Origin of the sequence: Luteibacter sahnii (assembly GCF_034063545.1) — a bacterium.
Taxonomy (GTDB): Bacteria; Pseudomonadota; Gammaproteobacteria; order Xanthomonadales; family Rhodanobacteraceae; genus Luteibacter; species Luteibacter sahnii.
The window spans coordinates 1-15147 of the sequence record NZ_JAQLOK010000009.1; the positions used below are offsets into that span (position 1 = coordinate 1).

The following is a 15147-nucleotide window of genomic DNA, read 5'->3' on the forward strand; positions in this document are numbered from 1 at the left end:
CCACCTCGTAGGTTGGGGTTAGTTTCGCCGAATTTCCCTACTTTGGGATGGCTCGAAAAGTTGGGGGGTGGTCAAAAAAAAACTTCGATGACTAGAGATTACCGGGCGAATCCTTTTCTACACGTTTTTCCAGCCTTCCATCCTTGTCGTAGTACTCAACGACCCAGCGTTTTTTCCCCTGGTCAAAGTTTTCCACGAAAAAGATTCGCCCCCATTCAGAGGCCATGGACGTTCCAACGATTTTGCCATTCCCATCGAGGCAAGCCTTGGTTACCCCGGCTTGTCCCCAAGGCCCGTATGTAGTTTCACCAGGCGGGTTGCAGACGTACCCACGCGTGGCGTCCAAAACTGCTCGGTCATCTTGTCCATGGCAACCTGATAGAAGTATGGACCCGGCCAACGTATACGGAAGTAAGAACCTCATTTATAGGGATCCGGCAGGTAGGGACTAGGTATAGGCATAGACCGGTCAAAAGGATCCTGTCCGTTCGACTGTTCCAGCACGTTACGAACAAAAGAATGACAGTAGTTGACTGGTGGTACGAACCGTCCCAGAGGCCGTCCCGGCGAAATCAACCGATTAACCGATGCTTCGTCTGCACCTGGAACCAGTCGACATTCTGCATTTGGCCCCCCACTACGATTGCCGTGGGACACTGTCTCGACCCGACTCCCGAGAAAATCGTACTGATTACCAGCATTCGCACCGGCTTTCGCTGTTCCCATTCCCGCCTCCTGCGTATCGGTTTTCAGCCAGTAGTGGTCAATAGGGCCTAACTTACCGTCGAACGCAGGATCTCTACAAACCCAAACATCCAGTCCGAGGGTGCCGGAATGCGCCAGAGGATCACCCAGAGCATACGCGTAAGTGCTCATTCCTCCCTCGAGTCCGATGGGATCGCTCTGAAGGTAACGCCCCGCCGCCGCATCGAAGCTGCGATGAACGTTGTACTTCAACCCCGCCTCATTGTCCTGATACTGCCCCGGAAACCGCGGGTTCAGCACATACCCCGTCGCCGACACCGGCTCGGCCTCGCCGAACGGATTGGCCGCATATGGCCATGCCCAAAGCACCGCGCCGGCGGCTGACGTGACCACCCGGGGCGATCCCAGGCCATCCGCCGTGATGAAGCCAAGCGACGCACCATCGGCAACCGCCATCGGCACGCCACCCACCGCGACGTAGTCGCGGGCGTTCGTGCCACCGAGCTCCGAGAGCATCTGGCTGCCTTCATCGTAGACGAAGCGCGTCGAGGCTGATCCGACGGTCTTTTGCACCCGCTCGCCACTCGCGTTGTAGAGGTAGCTGCCGGCCGTGGCCCCGTTCTGCTGGACCACCGTCATCCGGTTCCGGCCGTTGTAGCCAATGACCTGCCCCCAACTGCCGTACCGATGATTACTGCGACAGTCCGGGGGGCGGGGAGTGGGGGGTTCAAAAGCCGTCAATCCCCAACAACCACCGTGTGAAATGTACTTTCCTCCACTGGAGTATTCGGCTCGGTTGGACTTGCCACCCTACGTGAAAGAACCTGCTTGCCATCGAAGTCCAGCGAGACCAGATAGGCTTCAGATGCATCACCGCCCGTTATGCGAAGCACATACTTTCTCTTGTCGCCAGATATGGAGGCGGTCACGATGTCCGAAAGCCCGATAAATGCAGCCTTTGGAACAAATACATCCTCACCTTGGACCTGGATCGACATTCCGTCGAGAACACTGCAGGGAACTCGGCTTCCAGTGCACGCAAGCCCTGGGAGCTGCCCCGTTCTTCGTGAATCATCTTCCGACAGCGTTCGGGTATGGAGCTTGACGATAACAGGAGTGCCTCCTGCATTTTCACGAAGCTCCGTTACACCAGATGCTTTGACCTGATGTTCATTCCTCGTAGCAGCCACCGCTGAAGACACGATAAAGAACAAGCCCAAACAAGCTGTTACACATATCGAAGAACGAATCACTTGCACAGTCATTCCACTACCCTCAATTGATTGTCGCCGCTCGAGACACCCTGCCCGATTTGATTGCGAACATCGCGAGAGAAAATTGGGCAACCATTTGATGAATCCATTTGATCGTTCGCGTGCGGCCCATGGATCAGGAATCCAGCCCTCCCCTGCATATCGTTCCCAGTTGAAGGGTTCAGACGCATTGAGCCCGGCAGCTGATGCCCCGCGCCGGTTCGGTTGTCCCGCTGCTGGCCAATCGTGTATTGACCACGAGGAAGAGGACCCGAATCCGGAACGTTTGCATGTCAGGGTTGTTGACGCCGTTTCCTTGACCAGAATATCCATTTCCAACCCGCCGAACGTTCCCGTTTTCGTCGACATGCTCGAGCTGACCCGTGCGCTGATGATATACCCAGTCCAGACCCAAGGAATCGGACTGAACCAGCGGATTTCTGTCGACGTAGAGATACGTGCTTGGACCAGCAGCCAGTCCAAGCGGATCGCTTTGAATATACCGCCCCGTTGCCGCGTCAAAGCTTCGATTGACGTTGTACTTCAAGCCAGCTTCGCTGTCCTGATACTGGCCCGGAAACCGCAGGTTCAGCACATACCCCGTCGCCGACACCGACTGGGCCTCACCGAACGGATTGGCCGCATACGGCCACGCCCAAAGCACCGCGCCGGCCGCCGACGTGAACACACCAGACGAACGCAGGCAGTCCGTCGTGATGAAGCCAGATACATTCGACAGCACCCTACGGGGAACCGAACGGATCCGAGCAGGGGATGTTGACCGGTGGCGCACCGTGGACCGCCCAGCTTTCTGCACGACCCGAAACCTGCACTTTATGACGGATTGCGAGCGACTTTCTGGTGGGAATCCCAGCAGTAGTTAAGGGACCGTTTTTGGTTACCAGATTCCAGACCGAAGTAATACGTCTTCCCCGGATTCTCGTCGATCTGAACGATGGCCCCAATCCCATCCTTGCAAAACTGGATCTCGCGACGTCCAGAAATCTTCGGCTGTAGAAGCCATCCCAATGCACGAAGCTGAGCGGTGTAAAAGGAGAATATTTCCTCATCCGTCGCCGAAGATTCGAAATTTGCGCCTGCCCCGGCCAGAGATAACTTGTCAAAAACGCTTAGGGTTCCCACCATATTGTCTCCGGGCCTCTTCGGGATAGCCGACCACTGAGCGGCCAGCCGTCCGCCCGGAACAACAATTTTCGTGTCGTCAATGAGCCAGGCATGCACGCTCGGGTAGGCAGCGATTGCGAGCAACACCGCCACTATCCCAAGGAACCCTAAGGCTTTCTTTGAGTTCACCAACCTGGTCCTCCCGTAAATACACGATTCATTCCTTCAACCGCATTGAATGTTACACCTGGAGTGCCGACCCCAGATTCAACTGCGGTGTTTGCACTGTTGTACGACACACCACCGCCCCCGAAGAAGAACGCGGATCCGCCCGTAGAAGCGCCTTGGACAAAGTTGTCGACGCTTTGGGCACTATTGCTCTTGCAGTCCATTAAGTTACCTGCAGTGAACGCCCCCCCGATACCTCGCCAAGAGAAGTTGGTTACAGACTTTGGAGATCCGTGCTGCGCACCGCCACCGATAAAGAGTGATCCATTTCTGGTGTAAATAACTGAAACGCTTCCGACGAAATACGTGATGTTGACGTGGTAGTAATCAGTTTTCGGAATATTCATCTGGGGTGGAGGGTTGAACGTTGAGGACCAGTCCTCCAAACCAAGCTTGTCCACGTCGGTTAAGGGACGTCCAGCCACGTACCCGTAAGTGCTCGGGCCGGCGGTCAGGCCGACGGGGTCGCTTTGAATATACCGCCCCGTTGCCGCGTCAAAGCTTCGATTGACGTTGTACTTCAAGCCAGCTTCGCTGTCCTGATACTGCCCCGGAAACCGCAGGTTCAGCACATACCCCGTCGCCGACACCGGCTCGGCCTCACCGAACGGATTGGCCGCATATGGCCATGCCCAAAGCACCGCGCCGGCGGCTGACGTGACCACACGAGGCGATCCCAGACCATCTGCCGTGATGAAGCCAAGCGACGTACCATCGGCGACCGCCATCGGCACGCCACCCACCGCGACGTAGTCGCGGGCGTTCGTGCCACCGAGCTCGGAGAGCAGTTGGCTCCCCTCGTCGTAGACAAAACGCGTCGAGGCTGAGCCCACGCTCTTCAGTACCCGCTCGCCGCTCGCGTTGTAGAGGTAGCTGCCGACCGTGGCCCCGTTCTGCTGGACCACCGTCATCCGGTTCCGGCCGTTGTAGCCATACCCCCACGCCTGCCCTGCGGCCGCGTTGCCGGTCGTGTTGCCGTTGGCGTCGTACGTGCGCGAGGCCGTGCCGATCGACGTCAGCCAGTGGGTCCCGGCCTGGTAGCCGTAGGTGCCGGTCGCCGTACCCGGCGCGGCCTTGCTCAAACGGTCGCCGGTGAGATTGTAGGTGTAGGCCTCCACCGGGTTGCCCGTGGCGTCCTGGACCGCCGTCAGGCGATACAGCGGGTCATAGAGGTACGTCGCCGTGCTGCCACCCGATTCGCTCACGCCCGTGATGTTGCCCATGGCGTCGAGCGAGAAGTGGAGTTCGAGGGCCGGCGAAACGATGTCCGTGACCCGGTAGTTGGCGTCGAACGTCCGGGTAACGGTGTGCCCGTTGCCCAGCGTGTAGGCCTGCAAGGGACCGAACGGCAGCCAGGTGAGGTTGCTCGCCACCGTCTGCTGGGCGCCGCCGGCCGGCGTGAGGCTCACCCCAGTGATCTGGCCCAGCGTGTTTCGTGCATAGCTGACCACGGTGCCGTCCGGGCGGGTGTCGCTCTGGAGCCGGTCCGCCGGGGTGTAGGTGTAGTGCAGCACGTCCGTGACCGCGCCCTGGGTCTGGCGCTTGTCGGTCACGTTGCCACGAGGGTCGTAGCAGTACGTGGTCGTCACGCCGTTCTCGACCACGCGGGTCAGGCGGCCCACCGGTGAGGAGGTGGCGCAGCCGGTGACCGTGTTGGCCTCGTCGTAGTGGTAGGCCACGTTGAGGCTGGGGTCGGCGTAGGTCGCCGACGTCACGCGGTTCAGCGCATCGTAGGCGTAGGTCGTGACGGTGCCCCGGGCGTCTGTCTTCGTGATGCGGTTGCCCGCTGCGTCGACGGTAAACGCGGTCGTGCCGGTATCGGGGCTGTGGATGCCGGTGAGATCCCCGAGGCCGTTGTGGTCGTAGACGGTAGTGAGGCCGGAAGGGTCGCTGATACCCGCCACATTGTCGCTGGCGTCGTACTGGGAGACCGTCTGGGCATTGGCCGTCGCCGCGTTCGTGCCGTTGTAGTCGTTGACGGTGCTGACCAGGCGGCCCAGGCCGTCGTAACCCTTCTTCTGCTGCACACCCTGGGCATCCTGCGCATGGACGGGCTTGCCCTCCGCGTCATACCCGTCGGTGGTATCGAACGACAGAACGGTGCGGTGGAGCGCGTCGGTCACGGTGAGCAACTGACTGAGGCTGTTGAAGGACCGCGACACGGTCCGGCGCACGGTGCCGGCGGCATCCAACGTGTCTTCCTGGGTCCGGTTGCCGGCGGCGTCCAGGGTGTAATGAATGCGGTTACCTGCCCCATCGGTGATGTCGGTCAGGCGGCTGGCATCGTCGAAGGTGTAGTTGAGCACCACCCCATCGGCGTCCTTGGTCTGGGTGACGTTGCCTACGGCGTCGTAGGTGAGCGTCGTCACCGCCGACGCCCCGTTGGCATCGCGGGTGGTCGTGGCGAGCCAGCCTTCGGGCGTGTAGGTGAGCACCGTGACAACCCCGTTGGCATCGGTCACCTTGCCGGGATGGCCGTACAGGTCGTAGTTCGCGTAGGTCGTGACCTGGCCGAGGGCGTTGGTCACCGTCGCCAACCGGCCCTGGCTGTCGTAGGCGTAATGCGTGACGTCGGCGACGTCCGTGCGCGGGCCGTCGACCGTCTCAATGAGACCGGCTGCGTTGTAGGTCATCGTCGAGGCGCGGTCGACCGTCGCCGCGTGGCTCAGGGCCGACAGGAGCGCGAGGGCCAGCGGGGTCCAGCGAAGCGTGCGGTTCATGTGTCAGTCCTTGACCGAATGAAGGGTGGTCGACAGCAGGCGGCCCTGCGCGTCGTAGCTGTAGGTGGTCTGCCGGTCCGGCGTGGTGACGGTCTTCGGCCGGAAGCTCGTTCCGTCCCAGGTCGTGCTGATGGTACGTTCGGCCGACGTGCCCTTTGCCTCCGTACGCGACGTCTCCCTGCCCTGGGTGTCGTAACTGAAGGTGGTCGTATGTCCCACGGCATCCGTCCGGCTGGCCAGCTTCGCGTTGGCGGTATAGGCAAACGTGGAATTCGCGGCAGGACAGCCCGCCACCGGCTCGCCCTGAATGGCGGTAATCCGCTTCGCTCCCTGGACGATGCCGAAGTGGTATCCCACCGGATGCCCGAGCGGATTGGTCACGGTCGTCGAACCATCGCTGTTGTAGGCAAAAGAGAAGCGCCCGGACCCATCGGCTTCGGTCGCCGATATCGCTCGACCGGACGCGTCGTACGACCATGTACTCACCCGGATACCGCGCTCGTCGACGATGCCCGTCAGCTTGGTCGGAAACCGCGTGTCTTCGTAGAGGTAGCTTCGGCTGGATGACCACCCCCCGCGAACCTTGGTGATTCCCGTCAGGCGCCGCATCGAGTCGACGCTGTAGCTGATGGTGAGATCGCCCACAACCAAGGATTTGGGCAACGCCAGTGACGAGTTGTAGACGAAGGAGCGCCCCATGTCGTCGGTTACCACCTGCGACTGGTCGAACGGCGGCGTGGTCGTCGTCGCCACCGTGATGAATTTGCCTCCCGGAAAGTCCCAACGCGTCAGCGTACCGCCGGCATCGAACGTCATGACGTCGTCGGCCGGCGATCGATACACCCAGCCCGAGGCCGTCTTCTGGAGCGAACCGAACTCGCCGCCGTCCGCCGTCAGAACGCCGTTCTTGTTCGTGAACAACGCGCTACGGCCATCCTGGAACACGACCACGGCCCCTCGGAACGACGGATCCCCGTCCACGACCACTCTCGTATCGAGCGTGGTCGACCAGCCACCAAACTGGCCATTGCTGTTGTATGACCGTTCGAACCGCAACGTGCCGGCGGCGTCCGCATAGTCGACTTCCGACTCGTATACGTTGCCATTGGCCGGATTGACGGGGTCGCCGCACGATACGAAGCCGACGTTGGCAGCACTGGTGGGGTCACCCAGTTCCTTGCGATCCTGCTCGGCATCGGGACTCTCGCATTTACCCGTTTGCGGATTGAACGACTCGCTGGCCGTGCAGTCATCCCCATTGCGGTATACGAAACGAGACTCGTTGTAGAAACCGTTTCCATCCGCTCCCGTCCAGACGATAGAGCACATGAAAATCTGGATATTGGGTGGAATTTCGCCTTGCAAGGTCGGCGACGCGTATGGCTGGAGTATCCTGTCCGGATTCGCCGGTCGCGACGCCGCCGCGTCGTAGGCCACGTGGCAGGCTGCATCTGCCGATGGATAATGAATGGCCGATGGGTTGGAACCCTGGCTATCGAGTGTGTAGTAGTACTCGCCCGCCAGTGCGAACGGGGAGACCAGCGACAGTACCAGTGCGCAGCAAACGCGCCATCCAACGATGAATCCATGCATGTCTTTCGTTTCCTTGTTCGGACAGCGGGATCATCGATGCGACCGATCTCGCCAGGGCGGGTAAAAGCGTTCCCTCGTTGGGGCCGCACGTTTTACCAGCCCAAAGCGCAGCAGACACACGCATATTCGGCAAGACGGAGGACACGCTCACCCTTGGACCGAAGGGCATGGATGAACGAGGCCCGTCATGGCCAACACGGCATGGTCCCTATCGCGGGATCGCGTCGCGGCGTTGCTTGCGCGTCGTTGGGAAGCTTTGCCTATATCGAAAACGCTGGACGGCCGGTTGCCGCAACCGGCGCCCGCGTCGACGACGTCTCTGCTCTTGAAGAACGCTCTGCGGGGTTCGGCCGCCAGTCCTCAGGGAAGTAGTAGTAAATATCCTTACCTCCGAACAGGAATTCGACGTGATACACCGGCGCGATCGATTCCAGGTCGTACGTCAGTTCGCTGTGGATCGACATGAGGTTGTCTTCCAACTCCGCCCCATTCATGTCCGGCACGTAACCTTTGGTCAAATCGACGAAGAGGATGGTTCCATCATCGCTGAAGTGCACCGACGGGATTCCGATGGCGCCCTGCCCGTCGATGCGATCCTGCTTTTCGACGATCAGCCTTGTCTTTTCCGTGAGTATCCGTTCCAGATCGATGCGCCTGTCCATGGACAAACGAGCGACAGGCGAAAGCGGACGCGACATCGCGTCCTGCCAATCCGCCGCCGGGAGCGCTTGCACGAGAGTCGCCAGTCCGCACACGAATCCAAGCTTCGCTGAACGTTCAACTATCCGCTTACAACGTACTACCTTCAATGGCTCTCTCCATCACGTCCGAAGCATGGCGACATGCCATGCGCCAGGCAGGCACCATGCATCAATGGTCTTGGTGCAACGATCCGCCGTCGCCCTGACTTGCTGAGTGAGCCTCAACTGGCATGGCCTGCGCGCGCACCGTACAGAGCCGACCTGCTTTCGTCTGTCAGTGCTCAGGGTTATTGCTAGCCTTAATCGGCATAGCGATGGGATTGAGAAACGCCTTAAACCCAACGGCCGGGCTCGACACATCCTCAGCGTGTTACTCCGTCTAAAGCGCGCATGTCGTTGCGGCGCTAGCGAAGCCATCCCCATTCGAGCGCCAGGGCGAGCAACGCCTGTCGCTGCGTCACGTCGACCTCGGCCCCCGTTAAGTCGAAGCAGCTCGCTGAGATCGCCAGCCGGACCCCTGCGTTAGCTTGATCAGCCACGACAAGGGAGTGACCGTGCACCGCAGGACGTACCCCAATGATTCGACCTCGCGCCGGGCCATTCCGCAGACGGCACGCTGCCACGTCGACGACACCGACAACGCAACCGTGCTGCGTTGCAATACGGCACGGTAGTCCACTCAAGTGGCTGAGATCGAAGGATTTTTCGAGGCGCTTCGCAAACTGGTATGCAATGTAAGAACCGTTACTCGTGCATTGCAACAAACCGTTGATTTAACACGCTTTACACCTTGCGTGAAAACGTTTACGTTGCGCGCCCATAGGCCCATTCCGGGGCAGGGGTAGAGGGCGCGTAGCCGGTGAGCGTAACGATCAAAGATGTCGCGAGGATGGCCAACGTATCGGTGGCGTCGGTGTCGCGCGCGCTCAACGGTCACGGCGGCGTTACCGCCGAAACGCAGAAACGCATCCGTGAGGTGGCCGCCCGCCTGCGCTACGTGCCGCACAGCGCCGCCCGCAGTCTGATCACCCGCCGCACGCAGACCATCGGTGCCCTGTTGCCCGACCTGCATGGCGCGTTCTTCTCCGAACTCATTCGTGGCATCGATCTGGCGGCGCGCAAACGCGGGCTGTACCTGCTCGTGTCGAGTTCGCACGGTGACGCTACCGAGGCGGCCGTGGCCCTGCGCGCCATGCAGGGTCGCGTCGACGGCCTGCTGGTGATGTCTCCGCATGCCGACAGCGCGTTCCTGGACGACAACCTGCCCATCGTGCTGCCGACGGTGCTGATCAACAGCCACGTTCGCTCCGAGCGGCACGCCGCGCTCGACGTGGACGACCACGGCGGCGCGTTCGCCATGGTCGAGCACCTGATCGGCCTTGGGCGCCAGCGCATCGTCTTCATCGCCGGCCCGAAGGTGAACCACGACGTGCAGGAGCGCGAGCGCGGCTACCGCGACGCGCTCGGCCGCGCCGGGCTCGCCGACACCGCCACGATCCTGTCCGGCGACTTCACCGAAGAATCCGGCTACCGCGCCGGTCGCGAGGCGCTGGCGATGCAGCCGCGACCCGACGCGATCTTCGCCGCCAACGACATGATGGCCATCGGCTGCCTCTCGGCGCTGGCCGAAGCCGGCGTGCGCGCGCCCGAAGACATCGCGGTGACCGGCTTCGACGACATTCCCATGGCGCGCTACGTCACGCCCGCGCTCAGCACGGTACGCGTGCGCATCGCCGAACTGGGCGAAGCCGCGCTCGAGGTGCTGGTGCGCGCCATCGAAGCACCCGACGACGCCCCGCCCGAACCGCGGGCCGTGGTCGGCACCGAATTGGTGGTCCGCGCCTCCTGCGGCGGCAACGAACCGATACGACGACGGGACTGATACCCGTCGACACGCGACTTGCCGGGTCGCGGACTGGATTCCCAGGACGGCGCCTTTCAGGACGCAGCGAACATGCCGCCGGACCCCGCCGAACATCGCGTGGGGCGGCAAGGGACACAACGATTCAACCAGAGTGGCTAGCCGAAGCCACCGGAACGACGGCCGTACAGGCCGGCCAACGCAAGTCATGTCCGATGGACCGGATCACACAACACTCAGAAAAACGTTTGGGGAGAGGGAAGCAATGAAAGCCTCGATGCAGTTGAAGAAGAAGTTCCTCGCGGGCGTCATCACCGCGACGATCACTGCCGCGGCGATCGCGCCGTCGGCCTATGCGCAGACCGTGGTCGCCACGCTGCGCGGCAAGGCCGCGCCCGGCGCCACGGTCACCGCGTTCAATCCGCAGACTGGCCTCTCGCGCAAGGCCACGGCCGATGCCGACGGTGCCTACATCATCAATGGCCTTCCCCCGGCGACCTACCAGGTCGACGCCGGCCCCGGCACCCAGCAGAGCGTGACGCTGACCGTCGCCTCGACGGCCACGCTGAACCTGGCCGCGCCCGCCGCCGCCCCGGCCGCCAATGCGACCTCGCCGACGGCGATGGAAGGCGTCACCGTCAATGCGACGACCCTGACCGAAGTGCGCACGCCGGAAGTGGCCAAGACGATCTCGCTGCACCAGATCCAGACCATTCCGCAGGTGTCGCGCAACTTCCTCGAATTCGCCGACACCGTGCCCGGCATGGTCTTCAGCGTCGATGCCCAGGGCCACACGTCCCTGCGCGGCGGTGCGCAGAACGACAGTTCGGTCAACGTCTTCATCGACGGCGTGGGCCAGAAGAGCTATGTGAAGGCCGGCGGCGTGTCCGGACAGGTCGCCAGCCAGGGCAACCCGTTCCCGCAGCTCGCCATCGGCGAGTACAAGGTGATCACCTCCAACTACAAGGCCGAGTATGACCAGGTGTCGTCGGCCGCGATCACCGCCGAGACCAAGTCGGGCACGAACGAATTCCACGGCGAGACGTTCTATACCTACACGGCGGACAAGTTCCGCAGCCGCACGCCGGCTGAAGAGGACGGTGAGAAGGCGCGTTCGTTCGAGAAGGAATACGGGTTCTCGCTCGGCGGCCCGATCATCAAGGACCAGATGCACTTCTTCATGACCTTCGAGCAGAAGAAGTTCGACACGCCGATCACCGTCACGCCGGGTTCGGACGTGCCGGCAAGCGCCATCGGCCTGCTGCCCGCCGCCGCGCAGGCCGCTCTGGGCCCGTCCAACCTGCCGTTCGACGAAAAGCTCTACTTCGGCAAGATCGACTGGGAATTCTCCGACCGCGATCGCATCGAGATCAGCACCCAGGTGCGCCGCGAAACCCAGGCCGACAACATCGGCGCCGGTCAGTCGCTGTCGCAGTCGATCGTGACCGCCAACCACGACACCCGCGGCACCTTCCGCTGGCAGCATAGCGGCGAGTGGTACTTCAACGAGTTCAAGGCCAGCTACGAAAACTCGTCGAATGACCCGCTGCCGATCAACTACGGCAATGGCTACAACTACCAGTGGCGTCCGCTCAACGACGCGGCGATCATCGGCATCGGCGCCGCCTCGCCGCTGGCCACGCAGATCAAGGGCCAGGAAGGTCCCTCGATCCAGGACGACTTCACCTTCAACGACCTGACCTGGCACGGCGATCACGTGGTGAAGGTGGGTTACAAGTACAAGGACGTCACCCTGCACGCGCAGGACGCCCAGGACACCAACCCGCAGTTCTTCTACAACGTCGATCCGAACGGCACCCAGGCGCTGCCCTACAAGGCGCAGTTCTCCAACCCGGTGCCGGGCCTGAACCCGATCGCGGAAACCAACAGCAAACAGTACGGCGCTTACATCCAGGACGACTGGTCGGTCAACGACCACCTCACCCTGAACCTGGGCGTGCGCTGGGACAAGGAAAAGACCCCCTCGTACCTCAACTACGTCACCCCGCAGAACGTCATCGACGGCTTCAACTCGCTCGACCAGAACGCGCAGGACCAGTTTCCGGGCCAGACCTATGCGCAGACGCTGGCCAAGGGCGGCATCGACTATCGCGACTACGTCAGCAACGGTCACAACCGTCATGCGCCGAACCAGTGGGCGCCGCGCCTGGGCTTCTCGTACGACCTGTTCGCCGACGAAGAGCACGTGATCCACGGTGGTGCGGGCCGTTCGTACGACCGTAACCTGTACGACTACCTGCAGCTGGAGCAGACCAAGTCGGCGCTGCCTTACCAGGAAATCTTCTTCAACATCCCGGACCGCCCGTGTACCGTCGGCCCGAACACCAATTGCGTGGCGTGGGACCCGGCTTACCTCAATGGCCTGCAGAACCTCCAGGCGCTCGTCGCCGGGTCGAACAAGGGCCAGGAAGTCGACATGCTCAACAACAACCTGAAGGCCCCGTACTCGGATCAGTACAGCCTGGGCATGTCGAACAAGGTGGGTGACTGGAACACCGACGTCACCGTGACGCGCGTGCTGTCGTACGACGGCTTCGCCTTCACGCTCGGCAACCGGTACCCGGACGGCTCGTTCTTCCAGAACGGTTCGCAGCCGTGGAGCAACGGCATCCCGGGCTTCGGCTCGATGATCGTCGGCAACAACGGCATCCGCACGCGCAGCACCCAGGTGCTGATCTCGGCCGACAAGCCGTACACGCACGAGTCGGGCTGGGGCGCGAACTTCGCCTACACCTACACCCGCGCCAAGCAGAACCGTGACATCGGCGAACACTACTCGTTCGACGAACCGACGATCCAGGCCTATCCGTTCGTCACCTCGAACGCGGCATCGAAGCACCGCTTCGTCGCCACCGGCTCGATCGACGGTCCGTGGGGCTTCAGCTTCTCGGCGAAGCTGACCCTTGCCACCCCGCTGCCGTGGAACGGCGCCGTGGGTTACGGCAACGGTTACGTGTTCCCGACCGGCGAGAGCGCGCGTCCGATGGCATATACGCCGCCGGGTTCGAAGTTCCTGGTGGGCGGAAAGATCTGGGGCTACCGCGACATCGACGTGCAGGCGACGAAGGACTTCCCGATCAACGACAACGATCAGACGAAGTTCTACATCCGCTTCGATATCCTGAACGTGTTCAACTGGAAGAACTTCGCCGACTACAACACGAACTTCGGCAACAACCCGCTGGCCCCCCCGGGTACGCCGGTGGTGTTCAACAAGCAGGGCAACATCCAGTTCGTGCCGCGCACCGCGCGCTTCACGGCCGGCTTCAAGTTCTAACCGCGTCGCGGCACGTCCGGCCAACGGGCCGGACGCGCCTTTCTTGGCACCCGCGCGTCTCCCCGCGGGTGCCCTTCTTTCCCCTTCGATGTCTTGCCCGCGATGAGCCAAGCCACCACACACATCGTCGTCGTCGGGGGCGGCACCGCCGGATGGATGGCCGCCGCGGCGTTATCGCGGGTGCTAGGCCAGCGCGCCACCGTCAGGCTGGTCGAGTCCGAGGACATCGGCACCGTCGGCGTGGGTGAGGCCACCGTGCCGCACATCAAGGCCTTCAACCAGATGCTCGGCCTCAACGAGGCCGATTTCGTCGCCCGCACGCAGGGCACGTTCAAGCTGGGCATCCAGTTCCGCGACTGGGGCAAGCCCGGCGACAGCTACATGCATGGCTTCGGCGTCATCGGCCACGATGTCGGCATGACGCCGTTCCACCAATACTGGCTCAAGGGCCGGATGGCCGGTCACGCCGGCGAGCTGCTCGATTATTCCGTCAACACGGTGGCGGCGGTACGTGGCAGGTTCCTGCCTGCCCCGGTCGACGTGCCGGCCAGCAATCCCTTGGCGGGCATCGGCTATGCCTACCATTTCGACGCCGCGCTGTACGCACGCTATCTTCGGGCCTACAGCGAAGCGCGCGGCGTGCGGCGCACCGAAGGCAAGGTACGTCACGTCGACCTGCATCCGGAATCCGGTCACGTCAGCGCGGTCGTGCTCGAGTCCGGTGAGCGCATCGAGGGCGATCTCTTCATCGATTGCTCCGGTTTCCGTGGCCTGCTCATCGAAGACGCCCTGCACACCGGCTACGAGGACTGGACGCACTGGTTGCCGTGCGACCGCGCGCTGGCCGTGCCATGCGAGCGCGTGGAAACACCGACCCCTTACACGCGATCGACCGCGCGGCCGGCCGGGTGGCAATGGCGTATTCCGCTGCAACATCGCACGGGCAACGGTTACGTCTACGCAAGCCAGTACCTGGGCGACGACGAGGCGGCAGCGTGCCTGCTGGCGAATCTCGACGGCACGCCCCTGGGCGATCCCCGCCCGCTGCGCTTTACGACCGGGATGCGAAACAAGTCATGGAACCGCAACGTCGTGGCGCTCGGCCTCGCCAGCGGCTTCATGGAACCCCTGGAATCCACCAGCATCCACATGATCCAGTCGGGCATCTCGCGACTGCTACAGCTTTTTCCGTCCAACGGGTTGATGGACCCGGTGTTGCAGGACCGCTTCAACGCGCAGACGCGTTTCGAGTGCGAGCGCATCCGCGACTTCCTCGTGCTGCACTACACCGCTACCACACGGGACGATTCGCCGTTCTGGAACCATTGCCGCACGATGCCGATCCCCGAATCGCTGCAGGCCAACATCGACCTGTTTCGCCATAGTGGCCGGTTTTTCCGCCATGCCGACGAAATGTTCGGTAGCGTCAGCTGGGTGCAGGTCATGATCGGGCAGGGCATCGTGCCCCGCGGCTACGATCCCTTGGTGGATCTCATGCCCGACGCCGACCTGCCCCGGTTCCTCCACGGCGTGCGCGAGGTCGTGTCGAAAAACGTCGACCTCATGCCGACGCACCAACAGTTCATCGATCGCGAATGCCGCGCCGACAGGGTGGCCACGTGAGGGCCACCGCGATTGCCACCGATGCGCTCGCGCCGTATGG

Annotated in this window: 12 protein-coding genes; 3 read left to right on the forward strand and 9 right to left on the reverse strand. The window is 62.3% G+C overall.

All coding sequences use genetic code 11. The features are described 5' to 3' along the window. Positions 1-91: 91 nt before the first annotated feature. The 9 genes from PI246_RS16655 to PI246_RS16690 form a co-directional block, all read right to left on the reverse strand. Positions 92-226: a hypothetical protein gene (locus PI246_RS16655; RefSeq protein ID WP_320552448.1), complete on the reverse strand. Its 135-nt coding sequence runs from the start codon at positions 224-226 to the stop codon at positions 92-94. Positions 227-420: 194 nt separating this feature from the next. Further along, on the reverse strand, positions 421-1344 hold the full coding sequence (locus tag PI246_RS16660; RefSeq protein ID WP_320552449.1) for an RHS repeat domain-containing protein: 924 nt from the start codon (positions 1342-1344) through the stop codon (positions 421-423). Positions 1345-1442: 98 nt separating this feature from the next. After that, the gene (locus PI246_RS16665) at positions 1443-1970 is read right to left on the reverse strand and encodes a hypothetical protein (protein WP_320552450.1); all 528 of its coding nucleotides are present in this window, start codon (positions 1968-1970) and stop codon (positions 1443-1445) included. After that, positions 1967-2203: a hypothetical protein gene (locus tag PI246_RS18505; RefSeq protein ID WP_369335412.1), complete on the reverse strand. Its 237-nt coding sequence runs from the start codon at positions 2201-2203 to the stop codon at positions 1967-1969. Before PI246_RS18505 ends, PI246_RS16665 begins: the two co-directional genes overlap by 4 nt. Further along, positions 2140-2700, reverse strand: coding sequence for an RHS repeat-associated core domain-containing protein (locus PI246_RS16670; protein WP_320552451.1), 561 nt, complete (start codon positions 2698-2700; stop codon positions 2140-2142). Before PI246_RS16670 ends, PI246_RS18505 begins: the two co-directional genes overlap by 64 nt. 92 nt (positions 2701-2792) lie before the next feature. After that, on the reverse strand, positions 2793-3272 hold the full coding sequence (locus PI246_RS16675) for a hypothetical protein (protein ID WP_320552452.1): 480 nt from the start codon (positions 3270-3272) through the stop codon (positions 2793-2795). After that, positions 3269-6031: an RHS repeat-associated core domain-containing protein gene (locus PI246_RS16680; protein ID WP_320552453.1), complete on the reverse strand. Its 2763-nt coding sequence runs from the start codon at positions 6029-6031 to the stop codon at positions 3269-3271. The genes PI246_RS16675 and PI246_RS16680 overlap by 4 nt, the downstream gene beginning before the upstream one ends. Positions 6032-6034: 3 nt before the next feature. Then, positions 6035-7624 carry a DUF6531 domain-containing protein gene (locus tag PI246_RS16685; protein WP_320552454.1) on the reverse strand — a complete coding sequence of 530 codons (1590 nt, stop codon included), beginning with the start codon at positions 7622-7624 and terminating at the stop codon, positions 6035-6037. A gap of 260 nt (positions 7625-7884) precedes the next feature. Beyond that, the gene (locus PI246_RS16690) at positions 7885-8358 is read right to left on the reverse strand and encodes a hypothetical protein (protein ID WP_320552455.1); all 474 of its coding nucleotides are present in this window, start codon (positions 8356-8358) and stop codon (positions 7885-7887) included. Positions 8359-9184: 826 nt separating this feature from the next. On the opposite strand from PI246_RS16690, the gene PI246_RS16695 reads away from it, so the two are divergent. The 3 genes from PI246_RS16695 to PI246_RS16705 all read left to right on the forward strand — a co-directional run bounded on the left by PI246_RS16695 (position 9185) and on the right by PI246_RS16705 (position 15107). Further along, the gene (locus PI246_RS16695) at positions 9185-10207 is read left to right on the forward strand and encodes a LacI family DNA-binding transcriptional regulator (protein WP_320552456.1); all 1023 of its coding nucleotides are present in this window, start codon (positions 9185-9187) and stop codon (positions 10205-10207) included. Positions 10208-10451: 244 nt separating this feature from the next. Then, on the forward strand, positions 10452-13484 hold the full coding sequence (locus tag PI246_RS16700; protein ID WP_320552457.1) for a TonB-dependent receptor: 3033 nt from the start codon (positions 10452-10454) through the stop codon (positions 13482-13484). Between the two features lie 102 nt (positions 13485-13586). Continuing rightward, positions 13587-15107: a tryptophan halogenase family protein gene (locus PI246_RS16705; RefSeq protein WP_320552458.1), complete on the forward strand. Its 1521-nt coding sequence runs from the start codon at positions 13587-13589 to the stop codon at positions 15105-15107. Positions 15108-15147: the final 40 nt, after the last annotated feature.

Coding starts and splice junctions, on each gene's coding strand:
- PI246_RS16655 (WP_320552448.1), bottom strand. CDS start 226: ATGGCCTCTGAATGGGGGCGAATCTTTTTCGTGGAAAACTTTGACCAG.
- PI246_RS16660 (WP_320552449.1), bottom strand. CDS start 1,344: ATGACGGTGGTCCAGCAGAACGGGGCCACGGCCGGCAGCTACCTCTAC.
- PI246_RS16665 (WP_320552450.1), bottom strand. CDS start 1,970: ATGACTGTGCAAGTGATTCGTTCTTCGATATGTGTAACAGCTTGTTTG.
- PI246_RS16680 (WP_320552453.1), bottom strand. CDS start 6,031: ATGAACCGCACGCTTCGCTGGACCCCGCTGGCCCTCGCGCTCCTGTCG.
- PI246_RS16685 (WP_320552454.1), bottom strand. CDS start 7,624: ATGCATGGATTCATCGTTGGATGGCGCGTTTGCTGCGCACTGGTACTG.
- PI246_RS16700 (WP_320552457.1), top strand. CDS start 10,452: ATGAAAGCCTCGATGCAGTTGAAGAAGAAGTTCCTCGCGGGCGTCATC.
- PI246_RS16705 (WP_320552458.1), top strand. CDS start 13,587: ATGAGCCAAGCCACCACACACATCGTCGTCGTCGGGGGCGGCACCGCC.